This window comes from Methylophilus sp. Leaf414 (genome assembly GCF_001425425.1).
In the GTDB taxonomy this organism is placed as follows: domain Bacteria; phylum Pseudomonadota; class Gammaproteobacteria; order Burkholderiales; family Methylophilaceae; genus Methylophilus.
Map to the genome: position 1 here is coordinate 833,013 of NZ_LMQQ01000001.1, position 23,232 is coordinate 856,244.

Consider the following 23,232-nt stretch of genomic DNA (forward strand, 5'->3'; position numbering starts at 1 on the left):
CCGCGCCCATCATGGCTGTGGCTGCGAACAATGACAAGGCTGAGGCAGCCAAAGGTGATCTGGAACAGGTCAAAGAAAAAATCCAGCAACTAGCCAATGCCATCAAAGCTTCGCAACTGGCGAAACAGGATGCCAATGAAGCTTTAAAAGCCTCTGAAACTGCCATCAGTGCCTCACGTAAAAAGCTACGCGAAATCCAGGATGCGCAGCAGGAAAATCGTAGTAAGTTGCAAGACCTGCAAAAACAAATGTCTTTGCTACAAAGGCAAGTGAACCAGCAACGCGAGTTGCTTAGTCAGCAGCTAAATCAGCAATATCGTCATGGCAATAATAGTCCGTTGCAGATGCTGTTACAGCAACAAGACCCGGCCAATACCACCCGTAATCTGAAATATCTCGGTTACTTAACAGCTGCACACCAGCAGCAGATACAATCCTTGCAGGACAACCGTGACGCCATTGAACGCGTGCGCGCCGCCACCACTGAACAGCTGCATGAAACTGACCGGCTGGCGAATCAATATACCGAAACCACGCATAAACTGGTGAATGAAAAATCAAAGCGCGCCGAGGCACTGACCCAGCTTTCCAAACAGATCGAAACTCAGGAGCAGCAACTGGTGCGCCTGAAAAAAGATGAGGAAGCATTATCCAGGCTATTCCAGCGACTGGCGGCAGAAGCAAAAAAACGTGAGCAGGAAGCAATCGCCCGCGCCAAACGTGAAAAGGAAGCGGCTGCCAAACGCTCAGCCGAACTGGCACGCAAGAAGAAAACCAGTGGCCGCACGTTTGAACACTCTTCACAAGCCAAGGTAGATGCGCAGAAAGGCGATGATAGTGAATCGGAATCTCAGAGCAATACTGTAGTTGCAAAAAATGAGACCTTGCCTGAATACAACGCGTCTAAAGAAAATTTTGCTCAATTGCGTGGCCGGTTACGCTTGCCTGCACGCGGCGAAGTGATCAATCGATTCGGCAGCGCACGTGCAGATACCGGTGTCAGCTGGAAAGGACTGTTTATACGCGCCAAAGAAGGCAGCGAGGTTAAATCTGTCGCCGGCGGGCAAGTGGTGTTTGCCGACTGGATGCGCGGGTTTGGTAACCTGATTGTCATTGACCATGGCAATGGCTATATGAGCCTGTATGGCAATAATGAAGCGCTGTATAAATCTTCAGGCCAGGCGGTCAAAAGTGGAGATACGATTGCTGCGGTCGGTAACAGTGGTGGCAATGCCGAGAATGGCGTGTATTACGAATTGCGCCGCAACAGCATTCCGTTTGATCCGCTGCAATGGAGCAGCGTCCGTTAACGCACAAGGCTAGACTTGGCTTGGCTAAACTGGGTGCGAATTTCATTCTCACAACCCGCATTCTTTGAGTAAGCTATTGGAAATAATATTGATGGGTGGTGAAGTGCCTAGGGCTAACAGTCCCGCACTAAAAAGAAGTCTAAAAATTAGAAGTTTAAGACTTTTGGAAGAACATCGAAGCCTTCACACATCGGATGAAACACTGTGCAACAGACTTCGAATGGTATATCTATTCATCAACTAGCAACTCATAGGGAGTTGCCAGGCTCAACAAGGTTATTCTGCTTTAGGTGCTTCATCAGCAGGAATTTCTGGCTGTGGTGTATTAGCGAGCGCAGCTTCTGACTGCTTTTCCAACTCTTCCTTAGAAACGGTAATACCAGGCACGCGTTCATTTTCTGCAGGCTCATAGCCGCCGCCGCTAGACTTTGCTGGAGCAGGCGTATCAGCCGCAGCGGCCGGGGTTGCCTCTGCTGCGGGGGCTGCTGTTTCAGGTGCGGGGGCTTCTTCTTTTCCACACGCCATCAGGCCCAACGCCAAAATAAATGTCAGCAAGTAAGTATTCCATCTCATAAGTTTCTCCTTTTATTACTTCATTATAAAATTATAGGTACTGCAAAAAACGACTGGCTATTCGCCAATCACATGCATCAACACCCGCCTGCGGGCTGGCTGATGTCTATGTTCAAACAGGAAAATTCCCTGCCATTGCCCTAGTGCCACTCCGCCATCAATCACAGGAATAGACAAACTGGTTTGCGTTAATGCGGTTCTCACATGGGCAGGCATATCATCTGGCCCTTCCACTGTGTGTATAAACAAATCGTCACCATCCGGCGCGATTCGGTTAAAAAATGCTTCCAGATCTACCAATACATCAGTGTCATAATTTTCATTGACCAGCAAACTGGCGGAAGTATGCTGAATATATAAAGTCAGTAAGCCGCTTTGTATCCCTGACTGCTTTATCCATTGCACCACTTGCGGCGTAATGTCGTACAAACGTCTACCTTGTGCATTAATTGAAAGTGTTTCATGAAGCTGTTTCATGCCGGTTTCCGCTATCAAAAAACTTAATTATACTGGCTCAAGACTAAGCGACCCATCTCTGCAATCAGTACTACAGCGGCTTCCCATCTGTTCTTTACTTACCAATAGCGCCAACCCATACCACCGCCCCAGTAAGGTCTGTATCCCCAAGGGCCGCCATAATAACCGGGACCGTAAAACCATGGGTCCATGCTACGCAGTCTGGCAGAATCACGTTCTCGCTTAAGTCGAGTCTCTGCTTCCACACGCGCTTTTTCACGCTTGTTGATTTCATCGGCAATGGCATTTTGTTGCGCCAAGGCATTGGCCTGCTGCATATAGTCGAGCACGCCTTTTGAAATTCCTTTTTGATGCCAGCTAAGCACTTCAGATGCAGTCAGTGAATAACGGGATTGGGACTGTTTTATCGCCTCAATAATTTCAGCATCTGGCTTGCCTTTTTTGCTCATGCTGGCAATCTCCTCTAGACTCAAAGTTGATTGTGCAGGTGGCACCAATGCTGCCAGTTGTTCTGGCGAGATTCTCTCAATCTGCACTGGCTGCTGCGGTTGCGTGGCGCAACCTGCCAGGCCGCCGAGTACAAAAATGGCAGAGATTAAACGCAAGAGTTTTAAGTGATTCATCATCATTTCAGTTTTTATCCCTATATTAAAAGAATAGGGCCACAATCATTGTGACCCTAAGTAATGGCGATGGTTCGCTTGCAGTATGCGATTAAGCTTTACTGAACTGCATTTTTCCTGCAGAAAAGTCCACTTTGATTGTATCCTTGGCTGCAAATTGCCCGGCCAGAATTTCTTTTGCCAGCGGATTTTCTATTTCGCCCTGAATCGCCCGTTTCAATGGCCGCGCCCCATACACCGGGTCAAACCCGGCATTGGCGATTTCCGCCAGCGCTGCATCCGTTACTTCCAGATGCATATCCATGGCAGCCACACGTTTTGCCAGCAACTGCAACTGAATGTTTGCAATGGATTTCACATGCGCTTCGCCCAGTGAATGGAAGACAATCACTTCATCGATACGGTTGATAAACTCCGGACGGAAATGCGTTTTCACCTCACCCATCACTGCCAGTTTGACCACCTGGTAATCCTGATCAGCCATACTTTGTATCATCTGGCTTCCGAGGTTTGAGGTCATGATAATCACGGTATTTTTAAAATCCACCGTGCGACCCTGGCCATCCGTCAGGCGGCCATCATCTAGCACCTGTAGCAACACATTGAATACATCCGGGTGTGCTTTCTCCACTTCATCGAGCAAAATCACTGAATAAGGCTTACGACGCACAGCCTCGGTCAGGGTGCCGCCCTCCTCATATCCGACATAGCCGGGGGGCGCACCAATCAGACGGGAGACCGAGTGTTTTTCCATAAACTCACTCATATCTATGCGGATCAGGTGCTCTTCACTGTCAAACAAAAAGCCAGCCAAAGCTTTGCAAAGCTCGGTTTTACCAACACCAGTAGGCCCCAGGAACAGGAAGCTGCCATAAGGACGGTTAGGGTCGCTTAAACCACTGCGCGAACGGCGAATCGCATCCGATACCAGGCGTACAGCCTCATCCTGGCCGACCACACGTTCATGCAGTTTGTTTTCCATACCCAGCAGTTTTTCCCGCTCACCGGTCATCATTTTGCTGACTGGAATGCCGGTTGCGCGGCTGACTACTTCGGCGATTTCGTCGGCACCGACTTCAGTACGCAGCATTTTATGTTTGACCTGGTGCTGCACATCAGCCGTGTCATCATGTTTTAACTGTGCTTCGAGCTGGGGCAATTTTCCGTATTGCAACTCAGACACACGCTGCCAGTCACCCTTGCGGGTAGCTGCTTCCATATCCAGCTTGACCTTTTCAATCGCTTCCTTGACGCCTGCAGAGCCCTGGACTGCGGCTTTCTCAGCCTTCCAGATTTCTTCCAGGTCGGCATATTCTTTTTCAAGCCGGTCTATTTCGTCTTCAATCAAGGTGAAACGTTTCTGGCTGGCTTCATCTTTCTCGCGCCGCACAGCTTCGCGCTCAATTTTGAGCTGGATCAAGCGACGGTCAAGTTTGTCCATCACCTCCGGTTTGGAGTCAATTTCCATCTTGATACGGGACGCTGCCTCGTCAATCAGATCGATGGCCTTATCCGGCAAAAAGCGGTCTGTGATGTAGCGATTGGATAATTCTGCGGCGGCGACAATCGCTGGGTCAGTGATTTCCACCCCATGGTGCAGTTCATACTTTTCCTGCAAACCACGCAGAATCGCAATGGTTGCTTCCACTGTAGGCTCATCGACCAGCACTTTCTGGAAGCGGCGTTCCAGAGCAGCGTCTTTTTCAATATATTTACGATACTCATCCAAGGTAGTCGCGCCTACACAGTGCAGTTCACCGCGTGCCAGGGCAGGTTTCAGCATATTGCCGGCATCCATGGCACCTTCTGATTTACCGGCGCCAACCATGGTATGGATTTCATCGATAAACACAATGGTCTGACCCTCATCCTGAGCCAGCTCTTTCAACACTGCTTTCAGGCGCTCTTCAAACTCACCTCGGTATTTGGCACCGGCCAGCAATGCTGCCATATCCAGGCTGAGGACTTTTTTGTTCTTGAGTGAATCAGGCACTTCGCCATTAACGATACGCTGCGCCAGCCCTTCGACAATGGCAGTTTTACCCACCCCTGGCTCACCGATCAATACCGGGTTATTTTTGGTGCGGCGTTGCAATACCTGAATGGCACGGCGTATCTCATCGTCACGGCCAATCACCGGATCCAGCTTACCGGCACGGGCGCGCTCGGTCAGGTCCAGCGTAAATTTCTTCAACGCTTCGCGCTGCCCTTCAGCCTCCTGGCTATTTACGGTGTCATTGCCGCGCACCGCTTTAATGGCTTGTTCCAGCGTGGCCTTATTCAAGCCATGCTGTTTCAGCAATCTACCGGTTTCGCCCTTGTCATCAGTCAAGGCCAGCAGGAACATTTCGCTGGCTATGTAGCTGTCGCCACTTTTCTGGGCGAGTTTGTCGGTGATATTGAGCAGGTTATTCAGGTCTCGTGAAATAGTGACTTCACCACTGTTTTCACTGACCTTAGGCAAGGCATCTACAGCCTGTTGGAGGCTGGTTTTCAAGGCATTCACCTGCGCGCCTGCCCGTGAGAGCAAAGCGGCCACGCCGCTATCGTCCTGGTTCAGCATCGCCAGTAATAAATGTGGTGCTTCTATCGTTGGTTGGTCGGCACCGACTGCCATGCTTTGCGCATCGGCAAGTGCCTGCTGGAATTTGGTAGTGAGCTTATCAAAACGCACGTTAAACCCTTTCACACAAAAGTCATGCCACATGCTGCGGCGGGATAACCCTATAATGAGGCGGGTTTTTGTGTTTTCAATAGAGCCAGATCAAATTCGGGTCAGTTTTACAGGCTTGGGTATTACATTTCTATTGCGGATATGGCATCACAATCAGCCCTTTTTCAGCACTGTTCACCGCCAGCATTGACTGGCCGCGAACATTCAGCCATTGCGGATAATCAAGTTTGCCCGCACTGTGAATAGCCAAGGTCGGCAAACCCCAGGTTTTACCGCCATCCAGTGAAGTCATCGTCATCATATCCATGCCTTCATTGTTGCGTTCCTGCCATGCCAGCCAGACTTTGTCTCCCACGCTCAGCAATGCCGGATGCCCGGCGTTCTTTTTTGGGTCTCCAATGGGTCTCGGCGGTGTCATCACCCACGCTTGCCCATCCATACGCACCAGGCGCAATCCCGGCTTGTTACCGGCACCATCAAAATACGCCAGGTGGTAACCAAAACCTTCACCCACTGCCAGAGCGGCACCGTGATGCGGGCATCCATCAATCTTCCAGCGGCCATAGCTGGCACGCACGATAGCCGGCTTGCCAGCGCCTGCTTTGTTTATTTCCGCCATGGCATGGTCGCGCTCGCTATCTTCGAACACATGCCGCCACAGTACAGCCACTGTGCTATCAGGTTTACTTGTCATGGCAATCCGGCAACATTCGCAACTGCTATCCGCGAGCTTTTGCTCCGGCATAAAGCTTTTGCCCTGGTCGGTGGATATAGCGTAATAAATCCCGGCGCCGTGATAGGTTTTTCCGGCAGCCTTTGCCGCCACCAGGTCTCGCTTATCAACCCATGCAACGGTAATGGTGCCGTCAGCAGCTACCTGCAAGGCCTCAAACGCATGCGTGATCTCTGCCCTGTCCTGATGCACAATATATGGGTCATCAAAGTGCTTACCACCATCGGTGGAGCGAGCAAACCAGACATAGCCTGCATAGGCTTTTCTAAGTGACTCAGTCCAACTGAGGTAGATATTGCCATTACTGGCAATCGCAATCTTAGGCCTGGCCTCGGCACCGGAGGACACTTTCATTGGCTTAGTGTTCACTGCCACTTCCGGACTGAAATGTTGCCCGGCGTCCTCACTGGAAGAAACCCACACTTGACCCTTGCTTGTACGTGCCTGCCACACTCTGCCATCACTGTCTGTTGTCAGGCTGATCGCCAGTCCGAATGCAGAATGATCAGCATGGCTGTCATGCGCATTCACCTGGCTAAAATAACCAAAACCCAGGACCACCATCAATCCGTTCACCAGCCATCTCACCGCTAGATTTCCTTACTAAAATATATTAAAAAAAATAATTCTTTACAAATAACAAAGCTGCTAAAGTTAGGGGGTCAAAAGCCGTTAACCCAAATAACTGGATGAATAACGACGACATGTCGAATAGCAATTAATTTATGACTATGCAAGCAACCTTTGATCATCATAGCACAGCGTGGCTACAGCCTTTGGCGGCCGCCATGCCGGATATGCCCATGCTGGCAATCAACCGCCGGGCACAGTGCTCGGCTGCCAACGAGATGGCAAAAACGTTGCTGGGAGAAAGCATAGGCAGCTTGCCCAAAGAGATGCAACAGGCATTGATAAGAGCCATACGCGAGAATAAAACCGAACTTATAGTGCAAACCCGCTTGAATGGTTTAAACCGCGAGTTTAAATGCCGCCTGTTTTATGCCCAGAATGGCCGGCGTGCAATTGGCTTGATGCTGGAAGAACAAGAAAATACATTAGCCCAGCAATTAGTGCACATGCAATCCATTGTGCATTCATTGATTGAAATGAGCCCTGACCTGATCTGCATCAAAGACCATGACAATCGCTGGATGATGGCCAATCAGCGTATGTTGAACACCTTTCAGATCGACAATAACGATTACGAATTCCGGAATAATCTGCAAATTGCGGATAACTTGCATCCGGTATTCCGGAACAGTTTTGAACACCACGAGAAGTCTGACCAGACTGTATGGCAAACGCGTCAGCCTTACCACAATGAAGAACTGGTGCATTTGCCGCAAGGTGGTTACAAAACGCTGGAAGTGAATAAAACCGCTTATTACGACCAGGATGAACAGCCCAGCCACCTGATTAGCGTGGCGCGTGATGTCAGCGAGCAAAAGTTTATTGAAGGCCAATTAGTCAATCGAAGCGCGGTGCTGGATACGTTAATTTCTTGCGACTGGATGCTGCATTCGGCAGAACGCTGGCAAACCGTTGCGGAAAATGTGTTGCAGCAATGCTGCCTGTCTTTCCGCTTTAGCCGTGCGATTTTGCTGCAACATCACACAACAACGACTGCACGCAAAAAAACCGAAACACGTTCCAAAGCTTTATTCCACTGGGCGACCAACGGCTTCCATTCGACTTGCGAGCATTGGGAGAAAATTTCATTCCACTCCCCTGAACTGAAGCGCTGGCATGAGTTGCTCTCCAAAGGGCAGCCCGTCATGTGCGATGCGCATACCTTGCCGGAAGATGAGCGTTTCCTGCTCAAATCGCATGACACCGTCAACCTGGTGATTGTGCCGCTGATGATAGATCATGAGTGGTGGGGATCAATGGTGATTGAGCGCTGTTTCGATGCCGAGAGCACCAGCTCGCAAGAATTAGGCTCTTTGATGGCGATTGGTCGTACCTTGAGCGTGGCTATAGACCGCGAGCAAACCGGCAAAAGTCTGAAACTGGCCAAGATTGCCTTCGACAGTACCACCGAGGGCATCATGATTGTGAATCCCGCCGGGGAACTGGTAGGGATTAATGAAGGCTACACCCTGATCACTGGCTTTGATGAAGCTGAAGTACTGGGGACCAAACCGCAAATCTTCCGCCAACGCCCGCGTGGCCTGTTTGGTGCACTCAAGCGTCATGGCAAATGGTCAGGCGAGATTGAGACCGTACGTAAGAGTGGTGAAAGCTATACCGAATGGATGACGATTACCGCAGTGCGCAACCATGCCAACGTGATTACCAATTATGTGGGTGTGTTTGCGGACATCACCGAAATGAAGCGCTCACAAGTGCAACTCAATTCGCTGGTCAACCACGACCCGTTAACAGGGCTGCCTAACCGCAGATTGATTAACCATCTGTTTACACATGCCATTCAGCGGGCTAACCGCAATGAGCAGCAGGCAGCGGTATTGTTTATTGACCTGGACAGGTTCAAGAATATTAACGACAGCCTGGGTCATTACACAGGCGACCAGCTGCTGCTGGGCGTGACCGAGCGTATCCAGGCCTCTTTGCGAGAGTCTGACATTGTCGGACGCCTTGGTGGTGATGAATTTATTGTGTTGCTGGAAAACCTGCACAACAAGGCAGATGCTGCGCAAAAAGCACAGGATATCCTGGATACGCTGAAACGCCAGTTCATGATTGATCATCATGAAATATTTATCGGCGCCAGTATTGGTATTTCCATGTATCCTCATGATGCCAAGGATGTTGAAGGCCTGATCAAGGCCGCTGACCTCGCGATGTACCAGGTCAAAAACAATGGTAAAAACCACGTGGCATTCTACGACGCTGCGTTGAGCCGTAATGCGGTGGAGCATTTCCAGCTGGAAACAGAGTTGCGCCAGGCGCTATCCAGAAAACAGCTCAAAATGTTCTACCAGGCACAAATTGACCTGACTACCGGCATGATTATCGGGGCAGAAGCGTTAATACGCTGGCAGCACCCGACCCAGGGCCTGATTCCACCCATGAAATTTATTCCGCTGGCGGAAGAAACCGGCTTGATCTTAAGCATAGGTGAATGGGCATTGCGTGAATCTGTGCGCCAGGCGCATGCGTGGCACAAACTGCATCCCGAATTCAAAAAAATTGCGATCAATGTGTCAGCCGTGCAAATCATGAAGAGCAAGTTTGCCGATACTGTATACGGCATCCTGATGGAAAGTGATTGTGACCCGGCCATCATAGAGCTTGAAATCACCGAAAGCACGCTGATGCAACATACGCAGCATGTGGTGGATACCTTCAACCAGTTAAAGAAACTGGGTATCAGCATTGCGATTGATGATTTTGGCACCGGCTATTCATCGCTGTCGCACTTAAAACGTTTGCCATTAGACCAGATTAAAATCGACCGCAGCTTTGTCAAAGATTTGCCAGATGACAAAGATGATGCGGCTATTACCAGTGCTATTTATGCGATGGCGACCCAGTTGGGATTCACTGTCGTTGCTGAAGGAGTAGAAACAGAAGAACAGGAAAAATTTTTACAGCGTTTGGGTTGCCAGACGGCGCAAGGCTATTTGTATGCCTACCCGGTCAATTCGGACGACTTTTTGCAGTTATTAGTGTTAAATAATCAAAGAAAAATAAAACGCCATGCCTAATCACGCCTCCGATACTTTTTACATCGACATAGAACAACTCCAGATCGGACTCTACATCCATCTGGATTTGGGATGGATGGATCACCCATTCTCCATCAGCAACTTCAAAGTCACTGAAGAATCCCAGATTGAAACCATTAAATCTTTGGGGCTCACGCAATTGCGTTACGACCCGAGACGCAGTTCCAGCACACCTTTAAGGTCTGGCAGCCACAACAATGTGGTTGAATTTCCTTTGAAGAAGGCGTTTTTACCAAGACTGGAAGTGATAGACGACAGCCCTGAATTAAGCACTGCACAAAAAAAACAATTGGCACTCAAGCACGCGATTACAGAAAGCGAGCAAAAATTCCTTAAGGCCAGCTCCGATGTGTGGAACATACAGAAAATGTCTGTTGAGCATCCAGACAAAGCTTTTGGCCTGGCATCCAGCGTGGTGCAAGACCTGGTAACCAGCACACTGACTGAGGGTGACGTGGCCATCCATGCCATGAATGGCCATCGTATTGGTGACCAGCATTACCAGCATGAGCTGAATATCCTGGTGCTTTCAATGCTGTTGGCAAAAAACCTGGATATTTCGGATGATGACGCCGTTATTCTAGGCATGGCCGCCATTTTGCACGACATTGGCAAAAGGCAGATCAGCGACAAGATTTTATTAAAAAAAGACCCGTTAAGTGTCCGCGAAACCGCCATTTACCAAACCCACGTAATGCTGGGCCTGAATATGCTGAAAGAGGTTTCAGTCCCCAGGAAAATACTCTCCATCATAGGCCAGCATCATGAGTTTGCCGATGGCAGTGGTTATCCGAAAGGCTTGCATTGCGATGATATTGATCCGTTATCGCATATCCTGATTATTACAAATATGTACGATAACCTGTGCAACCCTTCAAACCCGGCGTTGGCCAAAACCCCATATGAAGCCTTAAGCGTGATGTTTGCCCAGCAGCGCCACCAGTTTGACCAGACTATTCTGCGCCGCTTTATCAAGTGCCTTGGCATTTATCCTCCAGGCAGCGTGATCAGACTTTCTGACCAGAAACTGGCGACCGTATTATCGACCAATCCACAACAACCTTTGCGTCCGTTTATTCAGATGATCACGGATGACAATGACGAAGATGGTGAAATTATCGACTTGCGTGAAGTGTTGGATCTAAATATTATCCAATGCCTTAAACCTGAGCAGTTACCTACTATCCTGCAAAAAATGATGCGCCAGAAACAGCGTACCAGCTACTTCCTGGACAAAGTCATCAGCGCTTAGTTAACGTTGAAAATGCCTCCTGTGAATACAAGAGGCATTATTAATCAGGCTGTCCTCTGACCAAGTCAGCCTCTTGGTTACAGGAATCAATGATGCATATGCATATGAGAATCTGAGTCAGATTCTGGAGGCGCAGTTGCAATGGCTTTGATTGATACGGTAGCCTTGTTTCCGGCTTCATCCTGCGTCACAAAACTGATAGGCACTGTTTCACCTTCTTTGATCTGGTGTTTCAATTCCATCAGCATAATATGAAACCCGCCTGGCTTTAACTCCACCAGCTTTCCGGCTTTGAGCTGTAACCGGTCGACTCTTTTCATCCTCATGATATTGCCCGTCATCGACATTGAATGCAGCTCAGTTTTACCTGCAACTGGTGAGGATAACGCTATAATCTCAACATTTTTATCAGAGGTTAATTGCATATAGGCAGCGCCCACTGGCTGCCCCGACACAGTCGGTTTTACCCATGCATTCGCTACCTTCAGTTCTGCATGGGCTGCGATGGTGAAACAGGACATGCTGATAGCCACCACTATTTTTTTTACATAAGACTTCATTGCTGCTCCTTTGTAATCACAAACTGCCAGAGGGTGTCGAAAATGAGTGCACATAATATGGAAACACCAAGCAACGGAAATATAACACCCAGCGCCACGGTAATGATGGCGACATTACGCGTTATTTTTCCATCTTGCCGCTTGGGTGGTGCTGCCACGCGTTTGCCGGCCGGGCGGCGCTTCCACCACATCGTTACTGAGGAAATGGTTAGCAGAAACAAGGCAATACAACCCGCCAGCATGATCAACTGGCTGATCAAGCCATATTGCTTGCCTTGGTGCACAGAGGTTCCCCATTCAGTCACTTTGGCGACAGGTCCATATTCTGCATAATCGGTATCGATGAGCGTCTTTCCTGAATACTGGTCAATATGAATCACCCTCTCCTGCGTCGCATCGGCGGGAAACTGCAAGGCGGTATATACGCCGCCAGGCCCCATGGGGAGGCGAATAGAATATCCCGGTTTCAAGCTGGCGGACTCAAACACATGCCGCGCGGCATCCAATCCGATAGATACAATAGCGCCATTCGATGGGTCATCACTTGAAGTCGGCAAAGTGGTTTTCTCCAGCGTCCACGGCACATCACCTTGTGACTCGAGTGGTATATTGGATTGCGGAACCGCAGCCCAGAGATAGGTGGGGAAACCCCAGCCATAGGCAGTGCTGATTTTCCCCAGCTGTTGCCCCCAGAACGCAGACCATGGCATCCCCGTCAATGCAAGGAACAGAATAATGCCACCGCCTATCAGGCCAGTGAGCGCATGCACATCGCGCCACCACACCCGCTTTTCAGGCGTTTCACGCACACGCACAATGTTCGCACTTTTACCACGCGGCCACCAAAGATACAGGCCGGTGATGACCAGCACCATCGTCCAGCCCGCCACAACCTCCACCAGCCAGTTTGCCCAAGTACCGACTAAGGTCAGAGAATGCAGCTTTTTGACGATCAGCTCCCATTGCTGGCTCTCGGCATGTGCACCCAGGATTTGACCGGTAAAAGGATTCACCAGCACCTGCACGGTTTCACCATGTGGCTGTTTGATGAGTATGCCCATACTGCGATCAATGGTTGCTGGCGTTTGCACCAGTTTCACTTCGCCGGGATACTCGAGTAACACCTGTTGCGTCAGTCGCTGCAGGGAGATCGCCGCTTGCGAGGAGGGAGAAACGAAGCGCTCATTGTGATAAATCCAATCATTAATCTCATTTTTAAAAAGATATAGACTTCCGGTGATCGCGAGGTTAAGCAAGATTGGTAAACATAATAATCCGGCAAAAAAATGCCAGCGCCACACACGTGCATAGAGTGCAGAACCGGCTTTTGCTGGGGGGATCACCTTTGTATTGACTGATTGCATCTGTAGCACCGATTGTTATTTATTAAGCCCGGTATTATTTACCGGGCTATTTATTAGTAAGTCCAGGTCACACCAAGGTAAGCCGTGCGGCCATCGCCAGGAAAAAATTGGGCAGGACTTGTGAAGGCGCGTCTTGCATCGGCGATGACACCAGTCGTCGCAGCATATTTCTGGTCAGCTAGGTTACGTCCCTCCACAAACCATGACCAATGCTGACTGATTTTCTGTCCGGCTTTGATTCCCCACAGGAAATAGCTATCTGCATATAGCGTCTCAGCAAAGTCAACATTGTAGCGTTGTGGTGACCACTCAATGGTTGGGCCGATATAGAAGTTTTCGAGAAAGTCGCTGCCCCGGTACAACAGCTCGGCCCGCAACAAAGACCGTTGAATCCCGGGCAGGCGGTTATTACCGAATGTTGGATCACCATCGAGCTTGAAATCATTGATTAACAGACTGGAACGCCATTGCAGGCTGTAAGGAAGTCTCCCCGTCAGTCCAAACTCCAGGCCACGATGGATGGTTTTCCCGGCATTGATGGTCTGGTTAGCGAAAGGTGAACCTACGGCCCCCACCTGAAGCAGCTCATCTTGCAAGCGCGCTTGATAAAGCGCGATATCCCAATCAATAAACTCACTATTACCACGTGAGCCAATTTCAAACGTAGTGCCTTTCTGCGCATTTAAGCTGCTGACGACCAGGCTATTTAACTCACCAAAACTTGGCGGCTCAAAACTGCGCGATGCATTGGCAAATAGTTGTACTTGCGGTTGCAATTGATATAGCACACCCAGTTTCGGGCTGGTCTGGCTATAAGTTTTATCCACGCTCTGGTTACCGCTGGCGGTGATCAGCTGATCCTGTGAATCGCGTTTGGATTTGGCATATTGCACACCGGCAATCACTGTCCATTGTTCGTCCAGGCTTAACCTGTATTCGAGATAGGCTTCAAAGTTGGAAGCTTTCTGGTCAAAATTATTCAGTAACGCACCACGCTTGGCATTCACATTCACGAAGTTTTTTGCATCGGTACGTCCTCGAGTCGGAGAAAGTCCGGCAATGAATTCATTTTTAAGTCCGAACAACTCTCCCATGTGCGACCATCTTGCCGTCAGGCCCACATCGTTGGATAACTGGTCAATCACGCCGGTAGTATCGCCAAAATTGCCTATCGGGTGATATAAGCTTTTATGCGAGTAAAACGCGCCTAGTTCCAGTTTGCTCTGGTCAAACAGGATGGTTGTTTTATTCGCCAGCCTGCTCACGTTAATATCCCGTTGATTAATCCCTTGCCCGGGAGTCACAGTTGCCTGCCTGGGGTCATCTTTCAATTGCGATTTGGTCAGGCTACTGGAAAGCTGCGAATCGTTGTTGACATAACCAAAGTAAAAGCGGGTTTCAACCTGCTCATTTATTTTGATGCCCACATTACCGGTCAGGCGATCAGCACTTTGCTGCGCATTATCACGGAAGCTATCGGTGTGGTATTTACTGGCAGTGACGAAATAATCTATGTCATCTTTGACACCGCCGGTGCTGATGCCCAGGCGGGCATAGCCATAACTACCGCCTTCAGTGCGTATTTCCAGCGGAGATGCCGTGTAGCCGGTGCGGGAAATAAAATTGATGCTGCCACCCAGATTGCTTGAACCATATTGCAGGGCATTGGCGCCACGATAGACTTCAATATAATCCGTCGCCATCGGGTCGATGGCAGGAAAGTCAAAGCCGCCGTCAGCCAGGTTAATGGCGATGCCATCTTGCATTAATTTCAAACCACGCCCGTGAAATGTGCGCTGCAGGCCGGAGCCGCGAATCGATAATCGTGTTTCTTCAGCGCCAAAACGTGACTGTGCGAGCACGCCGGTCGCCATGCCCAGCGTATCCTGCATATTACTGGTGCGCCCTTCACGTACGGTCACCATATCCACTAAGGTGGTACCGCCTGCTGTTTTCGCCAGCTCTTTTTTGGCCGCCTCAATGTCCGGCTGCGTCAGTGATGTTTTCTGTTTTTCTGAAACCACATGCACGGTATCCAGATGTTGTGTTCCCTCATGCTCAGCATGTGCGAGATAAGGTAAGGCTGACAAAATCGCCAGCCCGATGTTGGTATATTTCATTGCGAATTCTTTCTTTATTTTTAATAGGCATTCACTCTGCTGACTAACTCTTAATCAGCAGAGTGAGTTATTCAGGCAGCAAATACTTGCCTGGCGGCCGAGTCGGGCTGCCAGCTGATCAATGCCGAAATATCGCAAGTGAAATAGGCACACAGCTTGTCCAGGTGCTCGGTACAAGCGTTGTAAGCAGGATTTTTGACCATGCGATGCAAGGTCATGCGGCTGATAGCCGTGGATTCGGCGATTTCTTTAAGGGTGATGTGGCGTTTCCACTCCACCTGTTTGGCAAAAATCATTGCCTGTAGGTTGATAACGATCATTGAGATGACTCCATCCATGCCTGCGAAGCAGGCATTACTCAGAATCCGGCCACCATGTGGACGGGCTTAGATTGAGTGTGGAGTCAGTGGCGGTGCGCGTGAGGGATGCGCAGTAGGGTAAAAACTGGAAACAACAGGTGGCTGATATTCGCTAAGGGCGATCTCAGCCTGAGCTTGCTGAAACAGAATGTAAGCTGGGCTATGCGCAGGCAAAGTTATTTCATCCAGCGCCATATGGCAAAACGGGCAATGATTAAGATGGTGGCTCAGTGACACTGGCTTTTGCGAAGGCTTAAAGTCTATCAGCGTGGATAATTGCTTGCCTTGCGTGGTAATCACCTGCACCAACAGTTTACTGCCTTGGGTAGAACAGATTTGTTGCATAAACGTGCCACCGTTTTGCATGGGGAAAGCCAGGCTCAAAGTCGGGATAAGCGAAGCCAGCATGATTGCCATCAATGCCATGCGCGCCATCCATTTTTGAAATTTGACCGTCACCATGGCGTCATTCTAACGGCAATCCTTTAGAATAAACAACTCTTTCATTGTTTCAGGATATTTTCATGGCCACCCCAAGCCTGCTTGCCTTATTAGACGACATCACCACCATGCTGGATGACGTTTCCGTCATGAGCCAAGTAGCCGCCAAAAAAACGGCTGGCGTATTAGGCGATGACCTGGCATTGAATGCACAACAGGTAACCGGAATATCGGCAAAACGTGAATTACCAGTGGTGTGGGCAGTAGCGCGCGGGTCTTTCCTGAATAAACTGGTATTGGTACCTGCGGCCCTGCTGATCAGCGCTTTTATTCCGTGGCTGATTACTCCGTTACTGATGCTGGGTGGTGCATTTTTATGTTACGAAGGCTTTGAAAAAATCTGGCATAAATTGCATGAAAAAAAAGGCGACACACACGAAAAAGTGCATGTATCTGTGCAAAACCCTGACACTGATCTGGTTGCGCTGGAAAAAGAAAAAATTAAAGGTGCGGTGCGCACTGACTTTATTTTGTCGGCCGAGATTATCGTAATCTCTTTGGGGGTGGTGGCTGAAGCCGCATTGACCCAGCGCATTGTGGTGCTTTCGATCATTGCCGTCCTGATGACAATTGGTGTTTACGGCCTGGTGGCGTTTATCGTCAAAATGGATGATATCGGCTTGTGGTTAATGCAGCGCCAGGGACAAAATGTTACCTCGCAATCGATACGTAAACTTGGCTGGGGCATGGTGCGCATAGTGCCTTACCTGATGCGTTTGCTGAGTGTGCTGGGGACCGCCGCCATGTTCCTGGTGGGTGGTGGCATTATTGCGCATGGTATCCCTCAGTTACACGGTTTGACTGAACTTGCGCTACCGTGGTCTTTACTCGTCAATGCAGGCGTTGGCATACTCACTGGCGCATTATGTTTTGTGCTGATTAGTATCGTGAAGTTATTTATCAATAAAGACTAGTTTTTTTCTAAGCCCTTGTTAGAATTGACTTAACAAGGGGGGCTGCATGACACTTTCTCGTAAAGTTATTGGTGTTGCTTTATCCATAACCATTATCTGCCTGCTAGCAACCATTCATGCCACCCCAGAAATGTCACTGTGGCTGGATAATATTCACTGGTTCACCACCAATGCAGCCTGCCTGATATTGGCCATGCTGGGATATCTGCGCGCGAATACTACCCATCGCCCCTGCAAAGGCTGGTTTGTGATTGGCACCCTGTTCTACTTTACGGGTGGCTTAATGTGGATCTTTGAAGTCCTCTCGCAGCAATCGCAATTCCCTGCCCAGTCCGATATCTTTTACCCATTGATGGGCCCCTGTATTATCGTCGGCTTCATCATCGCGTTACGCACTCAGCTCTCCCACTCAAAAGCCTGGGCATTTACTGTAGATGCAACGGCATTCAGCATCGCCATCCTGGGCTATGTGCTGATTTCCTACTTACCAAAATCCGCAGGAATCAGCCTGTTTCAACTTGCCGTACTCACCGCCTACCCCGTCAGCATGCTCAGTGCATCCTTGGTTTCGTTGCTGTTAATTCCCTACCTGAGACCGGTGTGTATGCTGCCCTGGCTATTGCTTAGCGCAGGGCTGGCACTGTTAGGAATATGCTGGATGCAATGGAATTTGAATGCGCTAAATCACCTCCCGCAAACCAGCCTGTATATTAATTACGGCTTCTCAGTGGCTGATTTACTGATAGGCAGCGGCCTCTATGGCTGGCAGGTACGCATCGCCAAACAAACAAACTATCATCGTCAATGCAGGCGGCTACGCGGCTGGATTCCGGTGATCGCTTTTATCTTCAGCATTTGCACATTGATACAGATCTGGTGGCAAAGTGGCCCACACCCATATGCGTATCACATTGCCATCGGCTCAGTTGTTTCTATCCTTATTTTTTCGGCGCTCAGGCAAAGCATATTGTTAAATGAAAGTGAGCGGCTATTACGCGCCGAGAAAAAGCTGGCTGAAAAAGAACTGGAATATCAGCAACTGTCGCGGCTGGACGCGCTGACACAGTTACCTAACCGCATCACTATGTTGAGCCTGCTTGAACATAATATTATTAATGCCGCCAGCGAGAGCGGGATGGTGTCATTAATGATGATTGATTTAAGGCATTTTCAAAGCATTAACGACAGCTTTGGCCATCGCGCAGGCGATCTATTCTTGATCGAGATATCCCAACGTTTGCAATACATCGCGAATGAAAGTGGCGAGTTAGGCCGTGTGCATGGCGATAAATTTGCCTTGATTATCACCCAGCATAAATCAGACGCCGAGTTGTTAAGGCTGGCCAATAATCTATGCAAAATCGTCCATAAACCTGTGATGATTGAAGATCATGAATTGATACTTGATGCCTGCATTGGTATCAGCGTCTACCCGCGCGATGCAGAGAATGCAGACCAGCTGGCACGTAGTGCGAATACAGCGTTGGCCCATGCCAAATGCTCTACTGAACAGTCATTTTTGTTTTATTGTAAAGAACAAACCAAGCAGGCACAAAACCGGTTTAAGCTGGATGTGCAATTGCGCAAAGCGATTAAAAAGCAGGAGTTCTTTCTGGTTTTCCAGCCGATATTCAAACTAAATAAACAAAATCAACCTCAAGTCGCCAATATAGAAGCACTTATCCGCTGGAAAAACAGCAAAGGCGAGATTATCTCGCCGATCGAATTTATTCCATATGCCGAACAGTCCGGGCTGATCCTGCCGATTGGTGAATGGGTCATCGCTGAGGCCATCCGCCATTTATCTTTACTTACGTATGCACATGATCAAGCGCCGGGGCTATCCATTAATATCTCCCCGCGCCAATTCCGCGACCATCACTTGCCTTCCCGAGTGGCACAGCACTTAAAACAATATGCCATTGCCCCTGGACGTATCACGCTGGAGATCACCGAAAGCGCAGTATTTGAGCATGAAGAACAGGCACTCGAAATGCTCAATCAGCTAAAAGCGATGGGCGTGCGTGTGTCACTGGACGATTTTGGCGTGGGTAATTCTTCGCTGTTTAAACTGAAACACTTGCCAATTGACGAACTCAAGATTGACCGTGCTTTTATGGTTGATGTACCGGATAGCAGTTCGGATAGTGAAATTGTTAGCACCATCGTTAAAACGGCAGGCATTTTAGGGATTTCAGTCGTAGTAGAAGGAATAGAAACCCAGGCGCAACTCGACTTTTTAGAGGAGATCGGCTGCGATTGTATTCAAGGTTTTTTACTTGGAAAGCCTATGCCCATTCAAGATATTCAGGCACTCCTGAAATCTGACAGGACAGATCAACAGCCGGCTTAATGCTTAAAATGTCACTTTCAACGTGACGGTGATTTCACTTTCAACAGTTACACCGAGCTTTTTACGAACATCCGCTTTTAAAAACAGCGCATAACGGCCACCTTCAAATACCGGAAAAATGGAGGTCTGCCATTGTTGATCCTGCACAGTGACTTCGACTTTGACTGCGCCCCAACCTCTACGCTTGGTTTGATGATATTGGCTTAGTGTGTGTATTTCGTCAGACATCTGTTCAGGCAAACTGATGTAATGCCAAATGCTTTTACTGCCCTGCCAGACTTTGATGATATCAGTAAAAGTGTAATTCAAACCTTCCATACACACGCACTTTCATCAGCTGGTAGGCCAAAACTATGTGGCTACTAGCCAGGATTCTTAAAACTATCCAGTACCAACGAAGCTACGCCCACGCAAATGGCACTATCAGCCACATTAAACGCTGGCCATGCCCATTGTTCATAATAAAACAGCAGAAAATCAACCACATAGCCCAAGGTCAGGCGGTCATACAAATTACCAAGTGCACCGCCTAACACCAGTGCGATACCGAAGCAGAACAATGTTTTCTGTGGATACTTGACCAGCAAATAGACCATGACTACAGATGCCAGCGTAGACACCGCGGTGAAAAATCCATGCTGCCAGCCACCGGCATTCGCGAGAAAGCTGAATGCCGCGCCGGTATTGTGATAGCGTACCAGATCAAAAAAACCAGTTACTGGCACATGTTCGCCATACACAAATGCCTGCTGGATCAGGTGCTTGGTATAGAGGTCGAGCACAATCACAATTGCGCTCAACACAAACCACGGCATTGCCGACCTTATATTGCGCATAGAGACATTAAGCATACTTGCGTGCTTCACCACTACCAAACAGGTTGCTGACGCAACGGCCACAAATGCTTGGGTGCGCGGCATCGCTGCCTACATCGGCACGGTAATGCCAGCAACGGTCGCATTTCTGATATACGCTTGGTTTAACCAGGATTTTCTGCGCCGCCGCATCCGCCACTTGATAAGTCGTCGCTGCAGAAGTGATGGTGACAAACCGCAAGTCATCCTGCAGGCTTTTCAGTGCGTCGAATGCCTTACCCGCCACATGGAATTCCAATTCTGCTTGCAGCGAAGAACCGACCTTTCCTTCACCACGCAACAGTTCGATTTCTTTGGCAGCCTGGCTGCGCAAATCAATCATGATCTGCCAGTGTTGTAATTGCGTATCGCTCAAGCCATGCGCAGGCAAGCTATACCACTCTTCTTCAAACACGGTCGCTACTTCATCCAGTCTCAACGTCTGCCAGATTTCATCCGCAGTAAAGCTCAGGATAGGAGTCATCAAACGCATCAAAGCGTGAGTGATGTGATACAGCGCACTCTGCGCGGCACGGCGTGCACGTGAAGTTTCACCACTGGTATATAGACGGTCTTTCAGGATATCCAGGTAGAAACCACCCAGATCCTCAGAGCAGAAACCAACGAACTTTTGTACCGCCAGGTGGAATTCGTATTTATCATAATCCGCAAGGATATCTGCCTGCAATTGCTGGGTCAGATGTAAGGCGTAACGATCGATTTCCAGCCACTGCTCCACCGGCAATAAATCCTTGCTGGCATCAAAGTCCGCCAGGTTAGAAAGCAGGAAGCGCAAGGTATTGCGGATACGGCGATAACCGTCAGCGACACGTTTCAGGATTTCATCACTGATGGTCAATTCACCGGAATAATCAGTCGAAGCTACCCATAAGCGCAGGATATCCGCGCCGTAAGTGTCCATTACTTTTTGCGGTGCGACCACATTGCCTTTGGATTTGCTCATTTTATGACCGGCACCATCCACCACAAAACCGTGTGTCAGCAAGGCGTTATAAGGTGCATGGCCGTCAATCGCACAACCGGTCAACAAACTGGACTGAAACCAGCCCCTATGCTGGTCAGAGCCTTCCAGGTATAAATCTGCCACTGGTTTGCCTGCTGCTACTCGCGCTTGTGCTTCAACCGCCAATGACGGATGTTGTGAAGAACGGATAACTGCGTAATGCGTAGCGCCGGAGTCAAACCAGACATCCAGGGTGTCGGTGACTTTTTTGTATTGCTCGGCATTTTCCGGCGCATGCTGATTGAGGAAAGCAGCACCGTCCAGGCTAAACCAGGCTTCCACACCTTGTTGTTCAACCTGTTTGCAAACAGTCTCCAGCAAATTCAATGTGTCAGGGTGCGGTGCGCCGGTTTCTTTATGCACAAAGAAAGGCATAGGCACGCCCCAGTTACGCTGACGCGACACGCACCAATCCGGACGATTCTTAATCATCGCTTCCAAACGAGCACGGCCCCAGCTAGGGAAAAACTCGGTAGCATCCACAGCGGTATTGGCCTGCTCACGCAAAGGTTTACCATCTGTACCAACAGAGTTCATGCCGATAAACCATTGATGTGTCGCTAATTGCATCAATGGCGTTTTATGGCGCCAGCAATGCGGAAAGCTATGGTTCAGGCGTGCAGAGGCAAACAGAACACCGTTTTCTTGTAGCTTTGCCAGAATAATCTTGTTTGCTTCCTGACGGCTCAAGCCACGGATTTCAGCAAACTCGACCAGTTCACTGTTAAAAAACTTGCCATCTCCACCGATGAGCACGCGCGGTTTCTCATTCGGGAAATTGGCACGCATCACCAGCCAGTCATCGTTACCGTGTGCTGCAGCTGTATGTACCAGGCCGGTACCTGCTTCGGTCGTGACATGGTCGCCTGTGATCACAGGCACCTGACGGTTATCGAATGGATGTTGCAATATTAATCCACGCAAGGCTTCGCCTTTTGCGCTGGCAAGCACAGCAGTATTTTCTTCGGTATACCGTGCCAGCGTTTTTTCAGCCAGCTCGCGTGCAAGGATCAACAAGCCTTTGCTGGTTTGAATCAGGTCATAATCCAGCTCGGCATTTACGCTCACCGCCTGGTTAGCAGGCAGTGTCCATGGCGTCGTGGTCCAGATCACCACATAAACATCACCTGTTACATTAACCCCAAACGCTTTACCCAGCGCCGCGTTATCTGCGACTTTAAAACCGACATCGATCGCTGGTGAGTTCACATCCTCGTATTCAACTTCGGCTTCAGCCAGGGCCGAACCACAGTCCACGCACCAATGCACAGGCTTGCTACCTTGATACAGGTAACCGTTTTTGTAGATATCGCCCAACGCACGCATGATGTCAGCTTCGGTATCGAAAGCCATGGTCAGGTAGGGATGATCCCAATCACCAAATACGCCCAGGCGGATAAAGTCTTTCTTCTGCTTTTCAACCTGCTCAGCAGCATAGGCACGACATAATTCACGGAATTTGGCCGGATCTATATTTTTGCCGTGGGCTTTTTCAACTACCAGTTCAATTGGCAGGCCGTGGCAATCCCAGCCTGGCACATAGGGTGCATCAAAACCACTCATGGTTTTGGCTTTGATGATGATGTCTTTGAGGATTTTATTCACTGCGTGACCGATATGAATGTCACCGTTGGCATACGGCGGACCATCATGCAAAATGAATTTTTTAGCGCCCTGGCGTTTGGTGCGAATGCGCTCATACACTTTGCGCTGCTGCCAGCCAGCTAGCCAGGCCGGTTCACGCTTGGCTAAATCGCCACGCATGGGGAAACTGGTCTCAGGTAAATTCAGTTTGTATTTAGAGTCTTTATTTTGGTCAGTCATTTAAAAAATCTCAACATTGCATGCC

General features: G+C 49.2%; 18 protein-coding genes. 5 read left to right on the top strand and 13 right to left on the bottom strand.

Annotated elements, in window-relative coordinates; translation table 11 throughout:
- The first annotated feature begins 11 nt into the window (after window positions 1–11).
- A complete protein-coding gene (locus ASG24_RS04095; RefSeq protein WP_235562301.1) occupies window positions 12–1,310 on the top strand; it encodes a murein hydrolase activator EnvC in 1,299 nt (432 codons plus the stop codon).
- Between the two features lie 276 nt (window positions 1,311–1,586).
- Here ASG24_RS04095 and ASG24_RS14735 read toward each other — a convergent pair whose 3' ends face one another.
- The 5 genes from ASG24_RS14735 to ASG24_RS04120 form a co-directional block, all read right to left on the bottom strand.
- The gene (locus ASG24_RS14735) at window positions 1,587–1,883 is read right to left on the bottom strand and encodes a hypothetical protein (protein ID WP_055868144.1); all 297 of its coding nucleotides are present in this window, start codon (window positions 1,881–1,883) and stop codon (window positions 1,587–1,589) included.
- A gap of 57 nt (window positions 1,884–1,940) precedes the next feature.
- The gene (locus tag ASG24_RS04105; RefSeq protein WP_055868148.1) at window positions 1,941–2,360 is read right to left on the bottom strand and encodes a secondary thiamine-phosphate synthase enzyme YjbQ; all 420 of its coding nucleotides are present in this window, start codon (window positions 2,358–2,360) and stop codon (window positions 1,941–1,943) included.
- Window positions 2,361–2,458: 98 nt separating this feature from the next.
- Window positions 2,459–2,989, bottom strand: a complete 531-nt coding sequence (locus tag ASG24_RS04110) for a hypothetical protein (protein ID WP_229007848.1) — start codon at window positions 2,987–2,989, stop codon at window positions 2,459–2,461.
- Between the two features lie 85 nt (window positions 2,990–3,074).
- Entirely contained in the window at window positions 3,075–5,657 is a 2,583-nt protein-coding gene (clpB, locus tag ASG24_RS04115) for an ATP-dependent chaperone ClpB (RefSeq protein ID WP_055868461.1), read from the bottom strand.
- A gap of 130 nt (window positions 5,658–5,787) precedes the next feature.
- On the bottom strand, window positions 5,788–6,978 hold the full coding sequence (locus tag ASG24_RS04120) for a sialidase family protein (RefSeq protein WP_235562302.1): 1,191 nt from the start codon (window positions 6,976–6,978) through the stop codon (window positions 5,788–5,790).
- A 137-nt stretch (window positions 6,979–7,115) separates the two neighbouring features.
- On the opposite strand from ASG24_RS04120, the gene ASG24_RS04125 reads away from it, so the two are divergent.
- Window positions 7,116–10,061 carry an EAL domain-containing protein gene (locus ASG24_RS04125; RefSeq protein WP_055868153.1) on the top strand — a complete coding sequence of 982 codons (2,946 nt, stop codon included), beginning with the start codon at window positions 7,116–7,118 and terminating at the stop codon, window positions 10,059–10,061.
- Window positions 10,054–11,334: an HD domain-containing phosphohydrolase gene (locus ASG24_RS04130; protein ID WP_055868156.1), complete on the top strand. Its 1,281-nt coding sequence runs from the start codon at window positions 10,054–10,056 to the stop codon at window positions 11,332–11,334. The genes ASG24_RS04125 and ASG24_RS04130 overlap by 8 nt, the downstream gene beginning before the upstream one ends.
- A gap of 86 nt (window positions 11,335–11,420) precedes the next feature.
- Here ASG24_RS04130 and ASG24_RS04135 read toward each other — a convergent pair whose 3' ends face one another.
- From ASG24_RS04135 to ASG24_RS04155, 5 genes are all read right to left on the bottom strand, one after another.
- Window positions 11,421–11,894, bottom strand: a complete 474-nt coding sequence (locus tag ASG24_RS04135) for a copper chaperone PCu(A)C (RefSeq protein WP_055868159.1) — start codon at window positions 11,892–11,894, stop codon at window positions 11,421–11,423.
- Entirely contained in the window at window positions 11,891–13,258 is a 1,368-nt protein-coding gene (locus ASG24_RS04140) for a PepSY domain-containing protein (protein WP_055868162.1), read from the bottom strand. The genes ASG24_RS04135 and ASG24_RS04140 overlap by 4 nt, the downstream gene beginning before the upstream one ends.
- Before the next feature lie 53 nt (window positions 13,259–13,311).
- The gene (locus ASG24_RS04145; protein ID WP_055868166.1) at window positions 13,312–15,378 is read right to left on the bottom strand and encodes a TonB-dependent receptor; all 2,067 of its coding nucleotides are present in this window, start codon (window positions 15,376–15,378) and stop codon (window positions 13,312–13,314) included.
- Between the two features lie 71 nt (window positions 15,379–15,449).
- Window positions 15,450–15,698: a helix-turn-helix transcriptional regulator gene (locus tag ASG24_RS04150; protein ID WP_055826655.1), complete on the bottom strand. Its 249-nt coding sequence runs from the start codon at window positions 15,696–15,698 to the stop codon at window positions 15,450–15,452.
- Between the two features lie 66 nt (window positions 15,699–15,764).
- The gene (locus tag ASG24_RS04155; protein WP_235562303.1) at window positions 15,765–16,199 is read right to left on the bottom strand and encodes a DUF2946 domain-containing protein; all 435 of its coding nucleotides are present in this window, start codon (window positions 16,197–16,199) and stop codon (window positions 15,765–15,767) included.
- Window positions 16,200–16,261: 62 nt separating this feature from the next.
- Between ASG24_RS04155 and ASG24_RS04160 the strand changes: the two genes are divergently transcribed.
- Together ASG24_RS04160 and ASG24_RS04165 are read left to right on the top strand one after the other, a co-directional pair.
- A complete protein-coding gene (locus ASG24_RS04160; protein WP_055868169.1) occupies window positions 16,262–17,152 on the top strand; it encodes a DUF808 domain-containing protein in 891 nt (296 codons plus the stop codon).
- A gap of 46 nt (window positions 17,153–17,198) precedes the next feature.
- Window positions 17,199–19,505 (top strand): bifunctional diguanylate cyclase/phosphodiesterase, encoded by a 2,307-nt coding sequence (locus tag ASG24_RS04165; protein ID WP_200936964.1) that lies wholly within the window; start codon window positions 17,199–17,201, stop codon window positions 19,503–19,505.
- 3 nt (window positions 19,506–19,508) lie between these two features.
- Here ASG24_RS04165 and ASG24_RS04170 read toward each other — a convergent pair whose 3' ends face one another.
- From ASG24_RS04170 to ileS, 3 genes are read right to left on the bottom strand one after another with little or no spacing between them, the layout of a single operon-like run.
- The gene (locus tag ASG24_RS04170; protein ID WP_055868172.1) at window positions 19,509–19,823 is read right to left on the bottom strand and encodes a DUF1905 domain-containing protein; all 315 of its coding nucleotides are present in this window, start codon (window positions 19,821–19,823) and stop codon (window positions 19,509–19,511) included.
- A 44-nt stretch (window positions 19,824–19,867) separates the two neighbouring features.
- Entirely contained in the window at window positions 19,868–20,341 is a 474-nt protein-coding gene (lspA, locus tag ASG24_RS04175; protein WP_055868465.1) for a signal peptidase II, read from the bottom strand.
- A gap of 7 nt (window positions 20,342–20,348) precedes the next feature.
- Window positions 20,349–23,207: an isoleucine--tRNA ligase gene (gene ileS / locus ASG24_RS04180; RefSeq protein ID WP_055868174.1), complete on the bottom strand. Its 2,859-nt coding sequence runs from the start codon at window positions 23,205–23,207 to the stop codon at window positions 20,349–20,351.
- Window positions 23,208–23,232 lie beyond the last annotated feature (25 nt).

Coding starts and splice junctions, on each gene's coding strand:
- ASG24_RS04150 (WP_055826655.1), bottom strand. CDS start 15,698: ATGATCGTTATCAACCTACAGGCAATGATTTTTGCCAAACAGGTGGAG.
- ASG24_RS04110 (WP_229007848.1), bottom strand. CDS start 2,989: ATGATGATGAATCACTTAAAACTCTTGCGTTTAATCTCTGCCATTTTT.
- ASG24_RS04130 (WP_055868156.1), top strand. CDS start 10,054: ATGCCTAATCACGCCTCCGATACTTTTTACATCGACATAGAACAACTC.
- ASG24_RS04145 (WP_055868166.1), bottom strand. CDS start 15,378: ATGAAATATACCAACATCGGGCTGGCGATTTTGTCAGCCTTACCTTAT.
- ASG24_RS04125 (WP_055868153.1), top strand. CDS start 7,116: ATGACTATGCAAGCAACCTTTGATCATCATAGCACAGCGTGGCTACAG.
- ileS (WP_055868174.1), bottom strand. CDS start 23,207: ATGACTGACCAAAATAAAGACTCTAAATACAAACTGAATTTACCTGAG.
- ASG24_RS04165 (WP_200936964.1), top strand. CDS start 17,199: ATGACACTTTCTCGTAAAGTTATTGGTGTTGCTTTATCCATAACCATT.
- ASG24_RS04170 (WP_055868172.1), bottom strand. CDS start 19,823: ATGGAAGGTTTGAATTACACTTTTACTGATATCATCAAAGTCTGGCAG.
- ASG24_RS04155 (WP_235562303.1), bottom strand. CDS start 16,199: ATGGTGACGGTCAAATTTCAAAAATGGATGGCGCGCATGGCATTGATG.
- ASG24_RS04105 (WP_055868148.1), bottom strand. CDS start 2,360: ATGAAACAGCTTCATGAAACACTTTCAATTAATGCACAAGGTAGACGT.
- ASG24_RS04160 (WP_055868169.1), top strand. CDS start 16,262: ATGGCCACCCCAAGCCTGCTTGCCTTATTAGACGACATCACCACCATG.
- ASG24_RS04135 (WP_055868159.1), bottom strand. CDS start 11,894: ATGAAGTCTTATGTAAAAAAAATAGTGGTGGCTATCAGCATGTCCTGT.
- ASG24_RS04140 (WP_055868162.1), bottom strand. CDS start 13,258: ATGCAATCAGTCAATACAAAGGTGATCCCCCCAGCAAAAGCCGGTTCT.
- ASG24_RS14735 (WP_055868144.1), bottom strand. CDS start 1,883: ATGAGATGGAATACTTACTTGCTGACATTTATTTTGGCGTTGGGCCTG.
- ASG24_RS04095 (WP_235562301.1), top strand. CDS start 12: ATGGCTGTGGCTGCGAACAATGACAAGGCTGAGGCAGCCAAAGGTGAT.
- lspA (WP_055868465.1), bottom strand. CDS start 20,341: ATGCGCAATATAAGGTCGGCAATGCCGTGGTTTGTGTTGAGCGCAATT.